At 69.4% G+C, this 17,083-nt stretch carries 15 protein-coding genes; 9 read left to right on the forward strand and 6 right to left on the reverse strand.

Annotated features, from left to right (window positions below; genetic code table 11):
* Positions 1 to 8: 8 nt before the first annotated feature.
* On the forward strand, positions 9 to 719 hold the full coding sequence (locus tag LDO27_RS00155; protein WP_322790797.1) for a phosphorylase: 711 nt from the start codon (positions 9 to 11) through the stop codon (positions 717 to 719).
* Here the strand turns inward: LDO27_RS00155 and hpnN are convergent.
* The 3 genes from hpnN to ispH form a co-directional block, all read right to left on the reverse strand.
* Entirely contained in the window at positions 716 to 3,385 is a 2,670-nt protein-coding gene (hpnN, locus tag LDO27_RS00160) for a hopanoid transporter HpnN (protein ID WP_224038903.1), read from the reverse strand. The two genes, LDO27_RS00155 and hpnN, sit on opposite strands and share 4 nt — an antisense overlap.
* 103 nt (positions 3,386 to 3,488) lie before the next feature.
* Positions 3,489 to 4,649, reverse strand: coding sequence for an adenosyl-hopene transferase HpnH (gene hpnH / locus LDO27_RS00165; RefSeq protein ID WP_222209312.1), 1,161 nt, complete (start codon positions 4,647 to 4,649; stop codon positions 3,489 to 3,491).
* 52 nt (positions 4,650 to 4,701) lie between these two features.
* Positions 4,702 to 5,652: a 4-hydroxy-3-methylbut-2-enyl diphosphate reductase gene (gene ispH / locus LDO27_RS00170; protein ID WP_224038905.1), complete on the reverse strand. Its 951-nt coding sequence runs from the start codon at positions 5,650 to 5,652 to the stop codon at positions 4,702 to 4,704.
* 198 nt (positions 5,653 to 5,850) lie between these two features.
* On the opposite strand from ispH, the gene hpnA reads away from it, so the two are divergent.
* Entirely contained in the window at positions 5,851 to 6,846 is a 996-nt protein-coding gene (hpnA, locus tag LDO27_RS00175; RefSeq protein WP_222209307.1) for a hopanoid-associated sugar epimerase, read from the forward strand.
* Between the two features lie 5 nt (positions 6,847 to 6,851).
* On the opposite strand, the gene LDO27_RS00180 is transcribed toward hpnA, so the two are convergent.
* A complete protein-coding gene (locus tag LDO27_RS00180; RefSeq protein ID WP_224038906.1) occupies positions 6,852 to 7,442 on the reverse strand; it encodes a hypothetical protein in 591 nt (196 codons plus the stop codon).
* 269 nt (positions 7,443 to 7,711) lie between these two features.
* Between LDO27_RS00180 and mdtD the strand changes: the two genes are divergently transcribed.
* The 7 genes from mdtD (at position 7,712) to LDO27_RS00215 (ending at position 14,925) form a co-directional block, all read left to right on the forward strand.
* On the forward strand, positions 7,712 to 9,139 hold the full coding sequence (mdtD, locus tag LDO27_RS00185; RefSeq protein WP_224038908.1) for a multidrug transporter subunit MdtD: 1,428 nt from the start codon (positions 7,712 to 7,714) through the stop codon (positions 9,137 to 9,139).
* 201 nt (positions 9,140 to 9,340) lie between these two features.
* Positions 9,341 to 10,192, forward strand: coding sequence for an STAS domain-containing protein (locus tag LDO27_RS00190; RefSeq protein WP_224038910.1), 852 nt, complete (start codon positions 9,341 to 9,343; stop codon positions 10,190 to 10,192).
* 13 nt (positions 10,193 to 10,205) lie between these two features.
* Entirely contained in the window at positions 10,206 to 10,574 is a 369-nt protein-coding gene (locus LDO27_RS00195; protein WP_224038912.1) for an STAS domain-containing protein, read from the forward strand.
* Entirely contained in the window at positions 10,571 to 10,984 is a 414-nt protein-coding gene (locus LDO27_RS00200) for an anti-sigma regulatory factor (protein WP_224038914.1), read from the forward strand. The genes LDO27_RS00195 and LDO27_RS00200 overlap by 4 nt, the downstream gene beginning before the upstream one ends.
* On the forward strand, positions 10,959 to 12,005 hold the full coding sequence (locus LDO27_RS00205; protein ID WP_224038916.1) for an ATP-binding SpoIIE family protein phosphatase: 1,047 nt from the start codon (positions 10,959 to 10,961) through the stop codon (positions 12,003 to 12,005). Before LDO27_RS00200 ends, LDO27_RS00205 begins: the two co-directional genes overlap by 26 nt.
* Before the next feature lie 2 nt (positions 12,006 to 12,007).
* Positions 12,008 to 12,919 carry a sensor histidine kinase gene (locus tag LDO27_RS00210; RefSeq protein WP_377747433.1) on the forward strand — a complete coding sequence of 304 codons (912 nt, stop codon included), beginning with the start codon at positions 12,008 to 12,010 and terminating at the stop codon, positions 12,917 to 12,919.
* Positions 12,919 to 14,925, forward strand: a complete 2,007-nt coding sequence (locus tag LDO27_RS00215) for a hybrid sensor histidine kinase/response regulator (RefSeq protein ID WP_224038920.1) — start codon at positions 12,919 to 12,921, stop codon at positions 14,923 to 14,925. The genes LDO27_RS00210 and LDO27_RS00215 overlap by 1 nt, the downstream gene beginning before the upstream one ends.
* Before the next feature lie 28 nt (positions 14,926 to 14,953).
* Here LDO27_RS00215 and LDO27_RS00220 read toward each other — a convergent pair whose 3' ends face one another.
* Both LDO27_RS00220 and LDO27_RS00225 read right to left on the reverse strand, forming a co-directional pair.
* Positions 14,954 to 15,739, reverse strand: a complete 786-nt coding sequence (locus tag LDO27_RS00220; RefSeq protein ID WP_224038922.1) for an SDR family NAD(P)-dependent oxidoreductase — start codon at positions 15,737 to 15,739, stop codon at positions 14,954 to 14,956.
* Positions 15,740 to 15,769: 30 nt separating this feature from the next.
* Complete coding sequence (locus tag LDO27_RS00225) at positions 15,770 to 16,948, reverse strand: thiolase family protein (RefSeq protein ID WP_222209292.1); 1,179 nt, start codon at positions 16,946 to 16,948, stop codon at positions 15,770 to 15,772.
* Between the last annotated feature and the right edge of the window lie 135 nt (positions 16,949 to 17,083).

The raw sequence follows: 17,083 nt of genomic DNA on the forward strand, positions 1-17,083 counted from the left end.
ACGCGGCGGTGCCCATCTTCCGCGACGGGCCGGGCGCCATGGCGCCGGTGCTGGTGGTCAGCGGCATGGCGTTCGAGGCGGCGCTGGCGGCGGGGCCGGATGTCGAGACGCTGCACGGGTTTGGCGGCGCGCGCCTGGCCGACCGGCTGGGATCGCGCCTGCGCAAGCCGTGCCGCGGCGTGGTGAGCTTCGGCTTTGCCGGCGGCCTCGATCCCGCGCTGCGGCCGGGGGCCGTGGTGATAGGCGACGCGGTGCACGGCCCGGATGGCGGTCTTGCGGCGGATCCTGCCTGGACTGCGGCCCTGCTGGCGGCCTTGCCGATGGCGCGGCGCGGTGTGCTGGCCGGTGTCGATCTGCCGGTCGCAACGGTGGCCGCAAAGCGAGCGTTGCATCGCCGCCATGGCGCGCTGGCGGTGGACATGGAGTCCCACCTCGTTGCGGCGCTGGCCCGGGCGCATGGCGTGCCATTCGCGCTATGCCGGATCGTGGTCGATCCCGCGCAGCGCCCGGTGCCCGCCGCGGCCCTCGCCGCGGTGGATGCATCGGGCGCCGTGCATGTGCCCGGCGTGCTGCGCGCGCTGGCGGCGCACCCGCTGCAACTGGGGGCGCTGCTGCGGCTGGCCGCCGACGCCTTCGCGGCGCGTCGCGCACTGCGCGGAGTAAGGCAACGGGTGGGGGCGGGATTCGGCCTGCCGCGCGACGCCGGACTCGCCGGCTAGGCGTCCGGACCCGGGTGCGCCGCCAGCGGCGGCTCGTATTCCTTGCCGCGCGGCCGTCCCATCAGCACGGGCTGGAAGAACACCGCGCCGATCAGCGTGCACACGAGCGACAGCGCCAGCAACTTGCCCATGCTCGCCGTGCCGGCGTGGTGCGACAGCCAGAGGCTGCCGAAGGCCACCGCCGTGGTGGCGGCGCTGAACAGCACGGCATGGGTCAGGCTCGATTGCAGCAGGCCGGTCTTGCCCTCGCGCCACGCGATCACGTAGTAGATCTTGAACGCGACCCCGATGCCGAGCAGCAGGGGCAGGGCGATCACGTTGGCGAAATTCAGCGGGATATCGAGCAGCACGCAAAGCTCCAGCGTCACCACCGCCGACACCAGCAACGGCACCAGCGTACGCAGCACGTCCCCGAAGCGGCGCAGCGTCAGCCATAGCAGCACGGTAATGGACAGCACCGCCCAGGCGCCGGCCTGCGCGAACGACGTCATGATGGTGCGGGCCGAGCCCGCGATGGAGATGGGCCCGCCGCTGGCTTCCGGCGCGGCCGTGCGCATCGCCTCGACGAAGCGGTCGAGTGCAGCGGCGCGGGCGGGGTCGCCGGGCGGCGGCAGCCTCGGACTGATGGCGACCAGCGCCCGGCCATCGGGCGCCTGCCAGTCGCGCACCAGGCGCGCCGGTAGGCTGGCGAGCGTGACGGGCGCCGGCATGAGCGCCGAGCGCAACCGGGCCAGCGCGAGGCGCAGCGGCAGGGCGAGGGCCTGTTCGGCGCGGTCGCGCATGGCGGCATCGCTGGCGGCCAGCTTGTCCAGCACCGTGGCCAGGCGGCGTGCCGCGTCGGCGCCGGTGCCATCCCTGCCTGTCGCCGCGGCAAGCAATTGCTTCGCGGCGGCGCGCAGCGACGCGACGCGATCCTCGTCCGTGGCCGCGGGTGCGGGCTGTTGGGACAACACCGGCAGCAACTGGCGGGCGGCGGCCGCGATCAGCGGCAGCTTGCCCGCCTGGTCCGATGGCACGAAGCTTTCGAGCGTGATGACGCGCTCCACCTCGGGCAGCGTGGCGACGCGGGCGGCCTGTGCGGCGGCCGCCTCCAGCGATGGCGCCAGTACGCTCACATCGTTGGTGCCCGCCTGCGGTGCATCGCGCAGCGCGCGCAGCGTCGCCATCGATTCGGATTGCGGGTCCTTCAGGTTCAGCGGGTCGAAGTCGAAGCGCAGATGCGGCAGCAGCGGGGAGGCCGCCAGGATGACGGCACAGGTCACCAGCAGCACGGCCTTGCGATGCCGGTCGAAGAACGCGTCCGCCGGCGCCATCCATGGCAAGCCCGGTGGCGACGCGCCGCCGCCGGGATGCAGCACCGCGATCAGCGCGGGCAGCAGCGTCAGGGTGCCGACCAGCGCGATCACCATGCCCACGCCCGCGATCAGCCCGAGTTCGGCCACGCCGCGGTACTCCGTCGGCAGGAAGCAGAAGAACGCCGCGGCCGTTGCGGTGGCGGCCAGCGTCAGCGGCACGGCCAGGGCCCCCGCGGTATCGCGCAGCGCGTCCGCGAGGTTTTCCTGCCGATGCCGCTCGGCGCGATAGCGCACGCCGAACTGGATGCCGAAGTCCACGCCGAGCCCCACGAACAGCACGGCGAAGGCGACCGAGATCATGTTGAGCGCGCCCACCATCGCCAGACCCAGCGCGGCGGTGATCGTCAGCCCCGCGAACAGGCTGATCAGCACGGCGGCGATCAGCCGCCCGGAGCGCAGGGCCAACCACAGGATCGCGATCACCGCGAGCACCGTCAGCGCGCTGTTCAGCAGCGCGCCCTCCTTGACCGAGGCGAACTCGTCGTCGGCCAATGCCTGCGCGCCGGTCAGGCGCAGGCTGGCGCCGTAGCGCTCGCCCAGCCGCAGCCGGGCCGCACTGTCGCGCACGGCGGTGGAGGCCTTGGCGCCGGCCTGCAGGTCGCCGTAGTCGAGCACCGGATTGACGGCGACGAAGCTGCGCGCGGGACCGGCGGGTGGGCTGGACGAGGGGCCAGACGATGCGCCGGACGATGGGCCGGCCATCAACGCCGACCACGACAATGCGGCCGGCTTGCCCGCCAGCACCTGTTCGAGGGTAGCCGCGCTGCCGGCCAACACGGGCGCCATCGCGTCGAGGTTGACCTGGCCCATCTGCAGCGGCATGCCCAGCATGCCCGTCAGGGTGTTGGCCAGTCCGCGCAGGCTGGGGTCCTGCGCCAGCGCCTGCAGCAGCGGGCGTGCGGCCTGCAGTTGCGCCAGCGTGGCCGCAAGCTGGGCAGGTTCGAGGAACAGCAGGCCGTGGCGCTCGAAGAACTCGCCGCCACCGGGCCGGTCCACCGCACGGAAGCGGGCGGGCTGGCGGCTCAGGTCCCGGGCCAGTTCGTTGGCCGCGGCGTCGGCCAGCTCGGGGGACGGCGCCTCGATGACCGCGAGGATCATCTGGCCCCGCTGCGGAAAGGCCGCGCCGAGCGCCGCGTCGCGCCGCGCCCACGGTTCGTCGGCATCGAGCAGCTTGCCGATATCGGTATTGATGGCGAAATGCGTGGCCGCGTACCAGCCGCCGAACGCGGTCGCCGCCAGAGACAGCGCGATCACCAGCCAGGCGCGGCGGGCGGAAAACACGACGATGCGGGCGATCAGCGACGTCAGCATGGGGCGCGGTCTATGACGGATGGTGCGTGGCGGGCCTGGCGTTCGCGGCCACGCGGCGCGGCCGGCATTGCAGCGGCAATGACGGCGGATATCACAGCGGATATCACACCGGATGCGAAGCGGGGGAAGCGTCCGTCTTCGGGCGCGATGCGGTCCGGCCGATCTCCGCCAGCTTGATCTCGACGTGCCGGGAGAACACATAGTCGGCCGGGCGCTGCGCATCGAGCGGAATATCCGGGGCCATCGGGCCCTCCGTGCGCACCCCGCGCAGCGCCACGCCGAGCGCCTTGAGCGGATGCGCGACCGTATCGGCCACCGCCGTGGCCTCGTAGCCGCTGTGCACCATGCAGTCCGCGCACTTCTCGTAGTTGCCGGTGCCGTAGGCGTCCCAGTCCGTCTCTTCCATCAGTTCGCGGAAGGACGCGGCATATCCCTCGCCGAGCAGATAGCACGGGCGTTGCCAGCCGAACACCGTGCGTGCCGGATTGCCCCAGGGCGTGCAGTGGTAGGTCTGATTGCCGGCGAGGAAATCGAGGAACAGGGTGGACTGGCTGAAGGCCCACGCCTTGCCGCCCCGGCCGCGCGCGAGGATGTCGCGGAACAGCTGGCGCGTCCTGCCGCGGTGCAGGAAGTGTTGCTGGTCCGGCGCGCGCTCGTAGGCATAGCCGGGCGAGACGGTGATGCCGTCCACGCCCATGGCCTTGACGGTGTCGAAGAACGCGGCCACCCGTTCGGGCTCGGCCTCGTTGAACAGCGTGCAGTTGATGTTGACGCGAAACCCGCGCGCCTTCGCCTGCCGGATGGCGGATACCGCGCGCTCGTAGACGCCCTGCTGGCAGACCGAGTGGTCGTGCATGTCGCGGTCGCCGTCGAGGTGGACCGACCAGACGAAGTAGGGGCTGGGCCGGTATTGGTCCAGCTTCTTCTCCATCAGCAGCGCATTGGTGCACAGGTAGACGAAGCGGCGCCGGGCGACGATGCCCTCGACAATGGCCGGCATGTCGCGATGCAGCAGCGGCTCCCCGCCGGCGATGGACACCACGGGCGCACCGCATTCGTCCACCGCGTCAAGGCACTCGTCGACCGACAGGCGCTGGTTCAGGATCGGGTCCGGATAGTCGATCTTGCCGCAGCCGGCGCAGGCGAGGTTGCAGCGGAACAGCGGCTCCAGCATCAGCGCCAGCGGATAGCGGCGGTTGCCGGCCAGGCGCTGGCGAACGATATAGGCACCGACGCGGGCGACTTGCAGCAAGGGAATGGCCAAGGCAGCGTCCTCTCGTGTGTGGTTCCGTGGGCGAACGGCCGGCGCCGCGGCTTCAGCGTGCCGCGCTGCGCGCCGGGGCGACGTCGGCGAGCTCCGCGGGCAGGCGGAAGTGGGCCGACTCCTCGCGGCCGTCCATGGTCGATACCTCGACCGGTCCCAGGCGCCTGAGCGCCGCGAGCACGTCCTCGACCATCTCCTCGGGCGCCGACGCGCCGGCGGTGATGCCAACCGCGTGCGCATGGCGGACCCAGTCCGGATCGAGTTCGCCGCCGTCGGCGATCAGGTAGCTGGGCACGCCGCTTTCGCTGCCGATCTCGCGCAGGCGGTTGGAATTGGAACTGTTGGTGGCGCCGATCACCAGCAGCACGTCCACGCGCCGCGCCAGTTCACGCACCGCGCTCTGGCGGTTCTGGGTGGCATAGCAGATATCGCGCGTGTCGGGACCGACCAGGTTGCTGAAGCGCCTGGCCAGCGCGGCGATGATGCCGCGCGTGTCGTCGACGCTCAGCGTCGTCTGGGTGACATAGGCAAGGGGGGCATCGGCGGGCAGGTCCAGCCGGGCTACATCGGCCTCGCTTTGCACCAGCTCGACGCGGCCGGGAATCTGGCCCATCGTGCCTTCCACTTCGGGATGGCCGGCATGGCCGATCAGGATCACGGTGCGGCCGCTGGCGGCGTACTGCCGCCCCTGCGCATGGACCTTGATGACGAGCGGGCAGGTGGCGTCGATGGTATGCAGTTGGCGATCGCGGGCCTGCTGCTCGATCTTCTGCGCGACGCCGTGGGCGCTGAAGATGGTCACCGCGCCCGCCGGCACGGCCTCCAGGTCTTCCACGAAGCGCGCGCCCTTGCGCCGCAGCCCTTCGACCACGTGCCTGTTGTGCACAATTTCGTGCCGGACGAACACGGGGACGCCATGCTTGACCAAGGCCCGGTCCACGATGTCGATGGCCCGCACCACGCCTGCACAGAATCCGCGGGGTTGAGCAAGAATCACCTGCATGGATGGGTCCCCCGACCTGGCTACGATTTCCGTCTACGGAAGTGTTCCCGACCCGCCTTTATGGGATACGGTGGCTACTATATACCCGCCGCGGCGGCGGCACCCACCGGGTTTGCCGCTTGCGGCGGCAGGCGTCGCGCCGGGACACCGGCGCGCGATGACCGCAACAAGGCCGGACAACGAGGGCGAGGCACGACGATGGGGGATGACGTTCTGGTGACGGGCGCTTCGGGCTTCCTGGGCTCGGCGGTCATGCGCGAGGCGCTCGCCCGCGGCCATCGGGTGCGGGTGCTGGTGCGCCCCGCCAGTCCGCGCCGCAACCTCGAAGGCCAGCCCGTCCAGGTGGTGGAAGGGGATATGCGCGATGCCGCCACCATGGCGCGCGCCTTGCACGGCGTGCGCTACCTGCTGCATGTCGCGGCCGACTACCGCCTGTGGGCCCGCGATCCCGAGGAGATCGTGCGCGCCAACGTCGGCGGCACGGAAACCGTGATGCGGGCCGCGCTGGACTGCGGCGTCGAGCGCATCGTCTACACCAGCAGCGTGGCGACGCTGCGCGTGGCGGGCGCCACGCAGGCCGTCGACGAGACGGCGCCGATGCAGGCCCACGAGGCGATCGGCGCGTACAAGCGCAGCAAGGTGCTGGCCGAGCGCGCGGTGGAGGCGATGATCGCGCGCGACGGCCTGCCGGCGGTCATCGTCAACCCATCCACGCCGATCGGGCCGCGCGATGTGCGGCCCACACCTACCGGCCGCGTCATCGTGGAGGCGGCCACGGGCCGGATTCCGGCCTTCGTCGATACCGGCCTCAATCTCGCGCATGTCGACGATGTCGCGGCCGGCCATTTCCTTGCGCTCGAACGCGGCGTCATCGGCGAGCGCTATATCCTCGGCGGCGACGATGTTCCGCTGCAAACGATGCTGGCCGATATCGCGGCCCTGGTCGGCCGGCGCGCGCCGGTGGTGCGGCTGCCGCGCTGGCCGCTGTACCCGCTGGCCCACGCGGCCGAGGCGGTGGCGCGCTGGAACGGCAGGGAGCCGTTCCTGACGGTGGACGGCCTGGCGATGTCGCGCTACCGGATGTTCTTCCGTTCGGACAAGGCGCGCCGGGAGCTGGGCTATCGGGCGCGTCCCTACCGCGAGGGCCTGCGGGACGCGCTCGACTGGTTCCGCCTTGCGGATTACCTGCGCTAGCGGCGCTACCAGCGCATCTGCAGGTTCTTCTGCCCAGAGCGCAACGTCGCGCGCTTGGTCGTCCCCTGGTACGTGGCGGCGATCTGGTAGGTGCCGCGCGGTCCCTTGATCAGGCAGCGCGGTCCCGTGGCCATGAAGTTGGCGACTTCCTTGCCGCCCCGCGACAGGCTGACTTCCACATCGGCCAGATATTCGCCGCGTCCGCCCTGGGTGAACAGCACCTGCATGTCGAACTCCCGCGCGCGGGCCCGCATGGCCGCCTGTTCGTCCTGGCCGATGCCGCCGCACAGATAGGTGAAGGCGCCGGCCGTGCGTTCGGTCAGCCCTTGCGGCGGCGTATGCATGCGCGCGGGAAGGTTGGAGGAGCCGGTGGCGGTGCTGGGACTGGGTGCGACGCCCGGTGTGGTGCTGGGTGAGGTGCCAGGGACGGTGGTGGGTGGCGCGGCGGGGGAGGGCATCGGCTGGGCCGGGGTCTGCGCGACCGTGGTGGCCGCGGTGGCGGCCCCGAGCGCCAGCAGCGCGAGAGCCGCGAGGCGGGTCTTCAGACGGGACGCGCCCGGACTGCAAGGGCGATGGATCGGGGTGGTTGTCTGCATGGTTCTTCTCCGGTTGCCTGCATAGCAGGTTGGACGGGGATGCCCCGTGCTTGTTCTGCGTCGGTGTGGAGAAAGTTGCTTCCGGGCAGGGGGCGACGTGGCGTTTGTGGCGCCGTGCATGTGGTCTATCGGATTCCTGGCGTAGCATCACCCCATGCGCGGTCGCCGCCCGTTGCCGGTTTGCGGCCGCGTTTGTCGCTTATGTCCGCTCGAGCATATCCATTCGCTTCGCGGGCTTACCTTTCCGGAACCCTGGAGCGCTCCCCATCATGACCATGACAGACACCGACGATCGCACGCGGCGCGTGATGCTATGGGTGGTAGCCGTCGGCTTCTTCATGCAGACGCTGGACTCGACGATCGTCAATACCGCGCTGCCCGCGATGGCGGCCAGCCTGGGCGAAAGCCCGCTGCGCATGCAGGCGGTCATCATCGCCTACTCGCTGACCATGGCGGTGGTGATTCCGGCTTCGGGCTGGCTGGCCGACCGCTTCGGCACCCGCCGCATCTTCCAGCTGGCCATCCTGCTGTTCGTGGCCGGTTCGCTGCTGTGCGCCGCGGCGCAGACGCTGCCGCTGCTGGTGGCGGCCCGCGTGCTGCAGGGCGTGGGCGGCGCGATGCTGCTGCCCGTGGGGCGCCTGTCCGTGCTGCGCACCTTTCCGCGCGAGCAATACCTGAAGGCGCTCAGTTTCGTCGCCATTCCCGGCATGGTCGGGCCGCTGGTCGGCCCCACGCTGGGCGGCTGGCTGACGCAGTCGCTGTCCTGGCACTGGATCTTCCTGATCAATGTGCCCGTCGGCCTTGCCGGGGCGCTGGCGACCATGCGCTATATGCCGGACAGCCGTCTGGCCGGGCTGGGACGCTTCGATCTCGGCGGCTATCTGCTGCTGGCCACCGCGATGGTGGCCATTTCCTTTGCGCTCGACGGGCTGGCCGACTTTGGCTTCGAGCACGCTGCCGTGCTGATGCTGCTGATCGGCAGTCTCGCGGCGCTGGCCGCTTACGGCCTGCACGCCGCGCGTTCCCCGCAGCCGTTGTTCGCCCTCGGCCTGTTCCGCATCCACAGCTTCGGCGTCGGGCTGCTGGGCAACCTGTTCGCCCGCATCGGCAATGGCGCCATGCCCTTCCTGATTCCGTTGACGCTGCAGGTGGGGCTGGGCTATTCGCCGCTCCAGGCCGGGCTGATGATGCTGCCGGTGACCGCCGCCGGCATGCTGTCCAAGCGCCTGGCCACCGGACTGATCGAGCGGCATGGTTATCGGCGCGTCCTGGTGACCAATACCTTTGCCGTGGGGCTGGTGATGGCGTCGTTCGCGTTCGTGTCCCCGGCACTGCCCCTGCCCGTGGTGCTGGTCCAGCTGGCCATCTTCGGCATGGTCAATTCGATCCAGTTCACGGCCATGAACACCGTGACGCTGAAGGACCTGGCCGGTGCGTCCGCCAGCAGCGGCAACAGTCTGCTGTCGATGGTGCAGATGCTGTCGATGAGCCTGGCTGTCACCTCCGCCGGCGCGTTGCTGTCGACGTTCAACCGGGTGCTCGACACGGCGAGCCACGCGTCCCCGTTGCCCGCTTTCCATGCCACGTTCGTCTGCGTGGGGCTGATTACGTCCGCGTCGGCCTGGATATTCCTTCAGTTATCCGCCAAGGGGGACCAGCCCGCTGAAACGGAGGTCCATGAGTCGGCCGAGGTATAACGAAAATGACCGGGATAATCCCTCGCAAAGAGGGGCAGCACGCCGTGGACGCGAAAATGGGACCGGCATATGCACTACAATATCCCGCGCTTCGGGTGGTCAATGCGGTGAATGCCCTCTTGCGGAACCGCGCCCGACAGCACGCAGTCGCGGTTCAGAAAATCTCTCCTCTGACAATCAGCAGTCAAACCAAAATCCAACATGCGCCTGGAAAACAAGATAATCAGCTCTCTGCTCAGCGAAAAAGAGGAATACCTCTGCCAGGAATGGATCCGCGAATATCAGAAGTATGCCGGTGGGCGCGCGTCGGGCAGTGAGCTGGCCAAGGACACCCGCGATCTGGCGCGCAGTTTCAACGACGCATTGCGCAGCGATGCCGATACGTCGGATTTCTCCCTGCCCGCGTGGGCGCCATTGCGCGAACGGCTGGCCGAGGTGTCCCGCGCGCGGGCGGCCCAGGGCGAGCCGGCCGCGGTGACCAGCGCGTTCGTGCTGGCTTTCAAGCGCCCCCTGTTCGAGGCGCTGCAGAGCAGCGCGCTCGGCGGCGACGAGAAGATCGCCGCGGTGTGGGCCGCCTCGACCCTCGTCGACGACATGGCGCAACTGACGCTCACCGTCTACCAGCAGACGCGCGAGGACATCATCGTGCGCCAGCAGGAGGAGCTGCTGGAGTTGTCCACGCCCGTCATCAAGCTGTGGGAAGGCGTGCTGGCGGTGCCCATCATCGGCACGCTCGACAGCAGCCGCTCGCAACTGATCATGGAAAACCTGCTGCAACGCCTGGTCGAGACCGGGTCGGCGGTAGCCATCATCGACATCACCGGCGTGCCGACCGTCGACACGCTGGTCGCGCAGCACTTGATCAAGACCATTACCGCCATCCGCCTGATGGGTGCCGAGAGTATCGTCAGCGGCATCCGGCCGCAGATCGCGCAGACCATCGTCCATCTGGGCATCGACCTGCAAGGCATTGCCACCAAGGCCACCCTGGCCGATGCGCTGATCGACGCCATGCGCATGACCGGGCATACCATCACCAGGATCAAGGCCTGAGCGGAACAGCAGCATGGAAAGAATTCCAATTCTTCAGATGGGCCGGCATCTGCTGGTGACCATCCAGATCGACATGCATGACCAGACCGCCCTGCGCCTGCAGGACGATCTGTCGGCCAAGATCGAAGCGACCGGCGCCAACGGCGTGCTGATCGATGTGTCCTCGCTGGAAATGGTGGACTCCTTCATCGGGCGGATGCTGGTCAGCATTTCGGATATCGCGCGCATTCTCGGCGCCACCACGGTGGTGGTGGGCATCCAGCCGGCGGTGGCGATCACGCTGGTCGAACTGGGCCTGTCGCTGGGCGGCGTCAAGACGGCGCTCAATGTCGAGCGCGGCATGGCCATGCTCAATGCGGTGAACGGCGGAGCGCACAATTGACCGCCGATCTGGCGGGTTCATCGGGCACGCTGCCGCTGGCCGACGAGCGCGACATCGTCCAGTGCCGCGCCGCGGTACGCAAGCTGGCCATCGACTTGAAGTTCTCGCTGGTGGAGCAGACCAAGATGATCACGGCGGCGAGCGAGCTGGCGCGCAACACGGTGGTGTACGGCGGCGGCGGCGAGATGCGCTGGGAGATCGTGGCGCAGGGCCTGCGCAAGGGCCTGCGCCTGCATTTCGTGGACCAGGGTCCCGGCATTCCGGACGTCGAACTGGCGTTGACGGATGGCTGGACTTCCGGTGGCGGACTGGGCATGGGGCTTTCCGGCAGCAAGCGGCTGGTTAACGAGTTCGAAATTCGGACCAAACCGGGCGAGGGCACCTGTGTCTCTGTCACACGGTGGAAGTAGCACGCCCTACATCCTCGTGCCGATGGGCGATCCCAGCCGCGTCGGCGAGGCCCGGCGCGCCGTTGCCGCGCTGACCGCGCGGGCCGGGTTCGACAGCGTCGCCGCGGGCAAGGTGGCGCTGGCGGTCAACGAGCTGGGCTCGAACCTGTTGAAGCACGCCCGCGAAGGCAAGCTGCTGGTGGGCGTGCGCCAGCGCGGCGCGGCACTGGCGGTGGAGGTCGTGTCGATCGATGCGGGACCCGGCATGTCCAATACGGCGGCGTGCCAGCGCGACGGCTATTCCAGCTCGGGAACGAGCGGCAATGGGCTCGGCGCGGTGCAGCGGCTCGCAGACGAGTTCGATATCCATTCCATGCCGGGCCGCGGTACCGCGATCCTGGCGCGTTTCCATGCGAGCCAGGCCGGCAGTGCGGGGGACAGCGCCGCCGCGCGGCATGGCGGCCTGGACTATGGCGGTATTTCGATTGCTGCGCCGGGCGAGGAAGTGTGCGGCGACGGCTGGGCCGTGGCGCTGGACGACGGCGTGGTGTCGGCGATGGTGGTGGACGGGCTGGGCCATGGCGCCGGCGCCGCCGAGGCGGCACAGGCCAGCCTGACCGTATTCGGCGCCGCGCGGCAGGCCGGCCCGGCGCGCTTCATCGAGAAGGCGCACGCGGCGCTGCGCGCCACCCGCGGGGCGGCCTGCGCGATGGCGACGCTGGACCCGGCGCACGGCCAGATCCGCTTCGCCGGCGCCGGCAATGTGGTGGCGCGCGTCGTCTCCGGCATCGCCGAGAAGACGCTGCTCACGCAGAACGGTACCGTGGGCATCCAGATCCGCTCCGTTCAGGAGCAGGCGATGGCGTGGCCGGAACATGCCCTCGTGGTGATGTTCACCGATGGTATTGTTTCGAGGTGGCAACTGGACGACCCGGGCCTGCTGACGAGGGACCCCTCTCTGATCGCGGCCTGGTTGATTGGCAATTTTTGTCGGGGACGCGACGATGCGACCGTGGTGGTGCTTCGTCGGACCAGGGAATGACGATGTCTTCGAACGAACAGCGGTCGGTGGCGCGGGCCCCGGACGAGGAACGCGCCGCGCTGGAGCAGGCGTTGAGCGCGAAGTCGCAGGAGTGCGATGCCCTGCGCGCGGAACTGGAAGAGACCAATCGCGGGGTACTGGCGCTGTATTCGGAGCTCGACATCCAGGCGGACCAGCTGCGCCAGGCCACCGAGCTCAAGAGCCGGTTCCTGGCCTACATGAGCCATGAATTCCGCACGCCCATCGTGGCGATCCAGAGCATTACGCGTCTGCTGATGGATCGCGTGGACGGCCCGCTGACGGTGGAGCAGGAAAAGCAGGTCAGCTTCATCCGCGACACGGCCGGCGAATTCTCCGACATGGTCGACGACCTGCTGGATTTGGCCAAGCTCGAGGCCGGCCGGGTCGACATCTCGCCGGCGTGGTTCGAGATGGTGGATCTGTTCGCCGCGCTGCGCGGCATGTTCAAGCCCGTGCTGACCAACCCCGAGGTGATGCTGGTCTTCGAGGAGCCGCGAGATTTTCCGCGGCTCTATGTCGACGACCGCAAGCTGTCGCAGATCCTGCGCAACTTCGTCTCCAACGCGCTGAAGTTCACACCCCGCGGCGAAGTGAGGGTAGCCGCTTACCGGGTCGACGACAGTTGGGTAAGGTTCGCCGTGCACGACACCGGCATCGGTATCGCGCGGGAATTCCACGATGCCGTGTTCCAGGATTTCATGCAGATCGATTCGCCGCTGCAGAAGCGCTTCCGCGGCACGGGACTCGGACTGGCGGTCTGCAAGCGGCTGACGGAATTGCTCGGCGGCACCATCGGCTTCGAGAGCGAGCAGGGCGTGGGATCGACGTTCTTCATCACCATCCCTATCGCGTTCCCCGGTGGCGGCGAGACGGCCACCGCATGGAGAGACTGATGTCCGAGTTTTCCACGCGGCAGCAGGACTGGTCGGCCGAGCAAACGGTGCTGGTGGTCGACGACAATCCGGTGACGCGCTACTCCACCAGCCGCCTGTTGCGGGCGGCCGGGTTTTCCACGGTCGAGGCCGAGACCGGGCACGAGGCGATCGCGCTGGCGATGACCGCGGTCGACGCGGTCGTGCTGGATGTGCATCTGCCCGACATGAATGGCTTCCAGGTCTGCGAGGCGATCCGCGCCAACGGCGCCACCGCGGCCCTGCCGGTGATCCACCTGTCCGCGGCCTATGTCCAGGAGCACGACAAGGTCAAGGGCCTGGACGCGGGGGCCAATGCCTACCTGACGCATCCGGTCGAGCCGCGGGTGCTGATCGCCACCGTCGCGGCGCTGCTGCGCGCGGCGCGCGCCGAGCAGGCCATGCGCCAGAGCGAGGCGAAATTCCGCGCGATCTACCAGCAGGCCATCAGCGGCATCTGCCTGCTGGACGGCGAGGGGCGCGTCGTGGACGCCAACCCCGCGATGCTAAGTACGCTGGGGCGCGATGCCGCCTCGCTCATCGGCCAGCCCGTCGCCGATTTCGCTCCGCAGGAATGGAAAGCCCGCGTTGCCGAGCTGGCCAGCGCGGGCGGCGAGGGCGGGTGGGAAGGCACCTTCCCGCTGCTCGACGGCGAGGGCGGCACGGTGCATCTCGAGTGGCATATTTCGGCGCCGCTGGAATCCGGCGTCAAGGTGGCCGTGGTCTCGAATATCACCGAGCGCATCGACTTCGAGGCGCGCATGGAACTGCTGGTGGAGCGCGAACAGGCGGCACGCAGCGCGCTGGAGCGGCTGAACCGGATGAAGGACGACTTCATCGCGATCCTGTCGCACGAGCTGCGCAACCCGCTCAACGCCATCAACCTGTGGACCCAGATCCTGCGCCGCCGCGCCAGCGGCGACGACGTGATGCGCGGCATCGAGGCCATCGAGCGCAGCGTGCGGATGCAGCAGCGGCTGGTGGCGGACCTGCTCGACGTGTCCATGCTGAACGTGGGCAAGCTCAAGCTGGAACGCGAGTTCGCCGATCCGGTCGCGCTGGCGCGCACCGCCATCGACATCCATGCCTCGGCCGCGCTGGAAAAGCAGATCGTGGTCCTGGCCGATCTGCCCGACGCCATTCCGGAGCCGATCTGGCTGGACCCGGGCCGCTTCCAGCAGATTCTGTGGAACCTGCTGTCCAACGCCATCAAGTTCTCCAAGCCGGGCGGCACGGTCAGTGTGCGCATGACCTACACCCGCGAGCAGCTGTACGTGCGCGTGCATGACGAGGGCATCGGCATCACGCCCGAATTCCTGCCCTATCTGTTCGATCGTTTCACCCAGAGCACGGCGACGCAGCGACGCAGCCACCACGGCCTGGGCCTTGGGCTGGCCATCGTCAAGCAGGTGGTCGAGATGCATGGCGGCACGATCACCGCGCACAGCGCGGGCGTCAATCGCGGCAGCGTGTTCGAGGTGACGCTGCCGGTGCTGCGCAAGCCGCTGGCCGAAGCTGCGGCCGGCGAGGCCGGCGTGCTGGGCGAGGCGGGGGCGGTGCGGCGCGGGGCGGCGCAACTGGTGTCGCTCGATGTGCTGGTGGTGGAGGACGATGCCGATGCGCTCGATGCACTGGCCACCATGCTGCGCGATAACGGCGCCAAGGTGCGCAAGGCGCGCGGCTTCGCCGATGCCATCGACTGCATTGCCGTCGCCATGCCGGCGCTGATCGTCAGCGATATCGGCCTGCCCGGCCGCGACGGCTATGACCTGATCGCCGAGATCAGGCGCATCGAGGCGGCGCGCGGCGTGCCGCGCACGCCCGCCATCGCGCTGACGGCGTTCAACCGCGACCAGGACCAGGCGATGGCGCTGGAGGCGGGTTTCGACGCCCACTGCGCCAAGCCGCTGCGCCTGCAGTCGCTGATGTACGCGTTCAATTCGATCGCGGAGCGGGCCGCGGACGCGGGCAAAAGCGCCGAAGCATGACGCGTCGGTCCGCGCGCCCGCCGCGGGCCTAGCGCGGCGCCATCCGGATGGCGCCGTCCAGCCGGATCGTCTCGCCGTTGAGCATCGGATTTTCGAGGATGTGCAGCGCCGTCGAGGCGAACTCGTCCGGCGTGCCCAGCCGAGCGGGATGCGGCACCGAGGCGCCCAGCGAAGCCCGGATCTCCTCCGGCAGCCCGGCCAGCAGGGGCGTATCGAACAGGCCGGGCGCGATGGTGCAGACGCGGATCAGCCGCGAGGCAAGATCGCGCGCCGCCACCAGCGTCATGCCCACGATGCCGGCCTTGGCCGAGGCATAGGGAATCTGGCCGATCTGTCCCTCGTAGGCGGCCACGGAAGCCGTCAGCACGCAGGCGCCGCGTTCACCGTCTATCGCTTCATTTTTCGCCATGCGCGCGGCGGCAAGCCTGAGCGTATTGAAGGTGCCGACGAGGTTCACCCGGACGATGGACTCGTACTTCTCCAGCGAACCGGGCGAGCCATCGCGTTCCACCAGCCTGACCGGACCGCCGATGCCGGCGCAATGCACCAGCGCGCGCAGCGTGCCGAGCGACTGGGCCGCGTCGAATACGGCCGTCATCTGCGACGTGTCGCAGACGTCGGCCACCACGAAGCGCGCTTCTGCGCCTCGTTCGCCCCGTAGTTCGCCCAGCTGCGCCATCGCCTGCTCGCCGCGCTCGGCCGAGCGGTCGGCGATGACGACCGCCACGCCGCGGTCGAGCAACTGGCGCGCGCTCGCCAGCCCCAGCCCGGATGCGCCGCCGGTGACGACGGCGCTCATATTGGCAAGGTTCATCTGTCTGTCTCCTCGTTTCCTTGTGCCGTGCTACAGGCGCTCGATGATGGTGGCGTTTGCCATGCCGCCCGCCTCGCACATCGACTGCAGGCCGTAGCGGCCGCCGCTGTCCTCCAGCGCATGCAGCATGGTGGTCATCAGCCGCGCGCCCGAGGCGCCCAGCGGGTGGCCCAACGCGATCGCGCCGCCGCGCGGATTGAGCCTCGCCATGTCCGCGCCGAGCTCCTCCCGCCAGGCGAGCGGCACCGAGGCGAACGCCTCGTTAATCTCGAAATGGTCGATGTCCCCCACGCGCAGCTCGGCCTTTTGCAGCGCGCGGCGCGATGCCGGGATGGGCGCCGTCAGCATCTCCAGCGGGCTGTCGCCGCACACGTCGAACGCCACGAAGCGCGCGCGCGGCCGCAAGCCCAGGCGGGTCGCCATGCGCTCGCTGACGATCAGCAGGGCGGCGGCGCCATCGCTGATCTGCGAAGAATTGCCGGCGGTGGTCTGCCAGCGGATCTGGGGAAAGCGCTGGGACAGGCGTTCGTCCTGGAATACCGGCCTCAGGGCCGCGAGCCCTTCCTCCGAGGTGTCCGGGCGGATGGTCTCGTCGCGCGCGACGGCCCCGGCGGGCGTGCGGATCGGCACGATCTCGCGGTCGAATGCGCCGGCCTCGCGCGCCGCGTGCGCGCGGCGGTGCGATTGCGCGGCGTAGCGGTCCAGCGCCGTGCGCGACAGGCCCCAGCGCGCCGCCACCAGATCCGCGGAGACGCCCTGCGAGACCAGCCCGGGCGCGTAGCGCGCCGTCATCAGCGGCCCGAACGGGTCCTGGCCGATGCGCGAGGAGCCCATCGGCACGCGGCTCATCGATTCCACACCGCAGGCGATCACGATGTCGTAGGCGCCCGCCATCACGCCCTGCGCGGCGAAGTGCACGGCCTGCTGGCTGGAACCGCATTTGCGGTCGATGGTGGTGGAGGGAACATGCTCGGGATACCCGGCCGCCAGCCACGCCACGCGGCCCGGTGTTCCCGCCTGTTCGCCCACCTGGCTGACGCAGCCGGTGATGACGTCGTCGACCATGCCGGGGTCCAGCCGATTGCGCTCGACCAGCGCGGTCAGCAACTGGGCCAGCAGTTCGGCGGGATGCACGTCCGCCAGCGCGCCGCCGGGTTTGCCGCGGCCAACGGGGGAACGGATGGCGTCGACGATCACGGCGTGCGGCATGGTGGGCTCCTGCGATGCGCTACATGGGTTGCCGGGCCGCACGCGGGGGCGGCGGCGATCGGTGCCACGGTAGTGCCGCGGCCGTACCCGTGTAAATGGCAGAAATGCTCAATCGCTTGGCGCAAACGGCCCGGC

The organism is Cupriavidus respiraculi, from assembly GCF_914271545.1.
Classification (GTDB): domain Bacteria; phylum Pseudomonadota; class Gammaproteobacteria; order Burkholderiales; family Burkholderiaceae; genus Cupriavidus; species Cupriavidus respiraculi.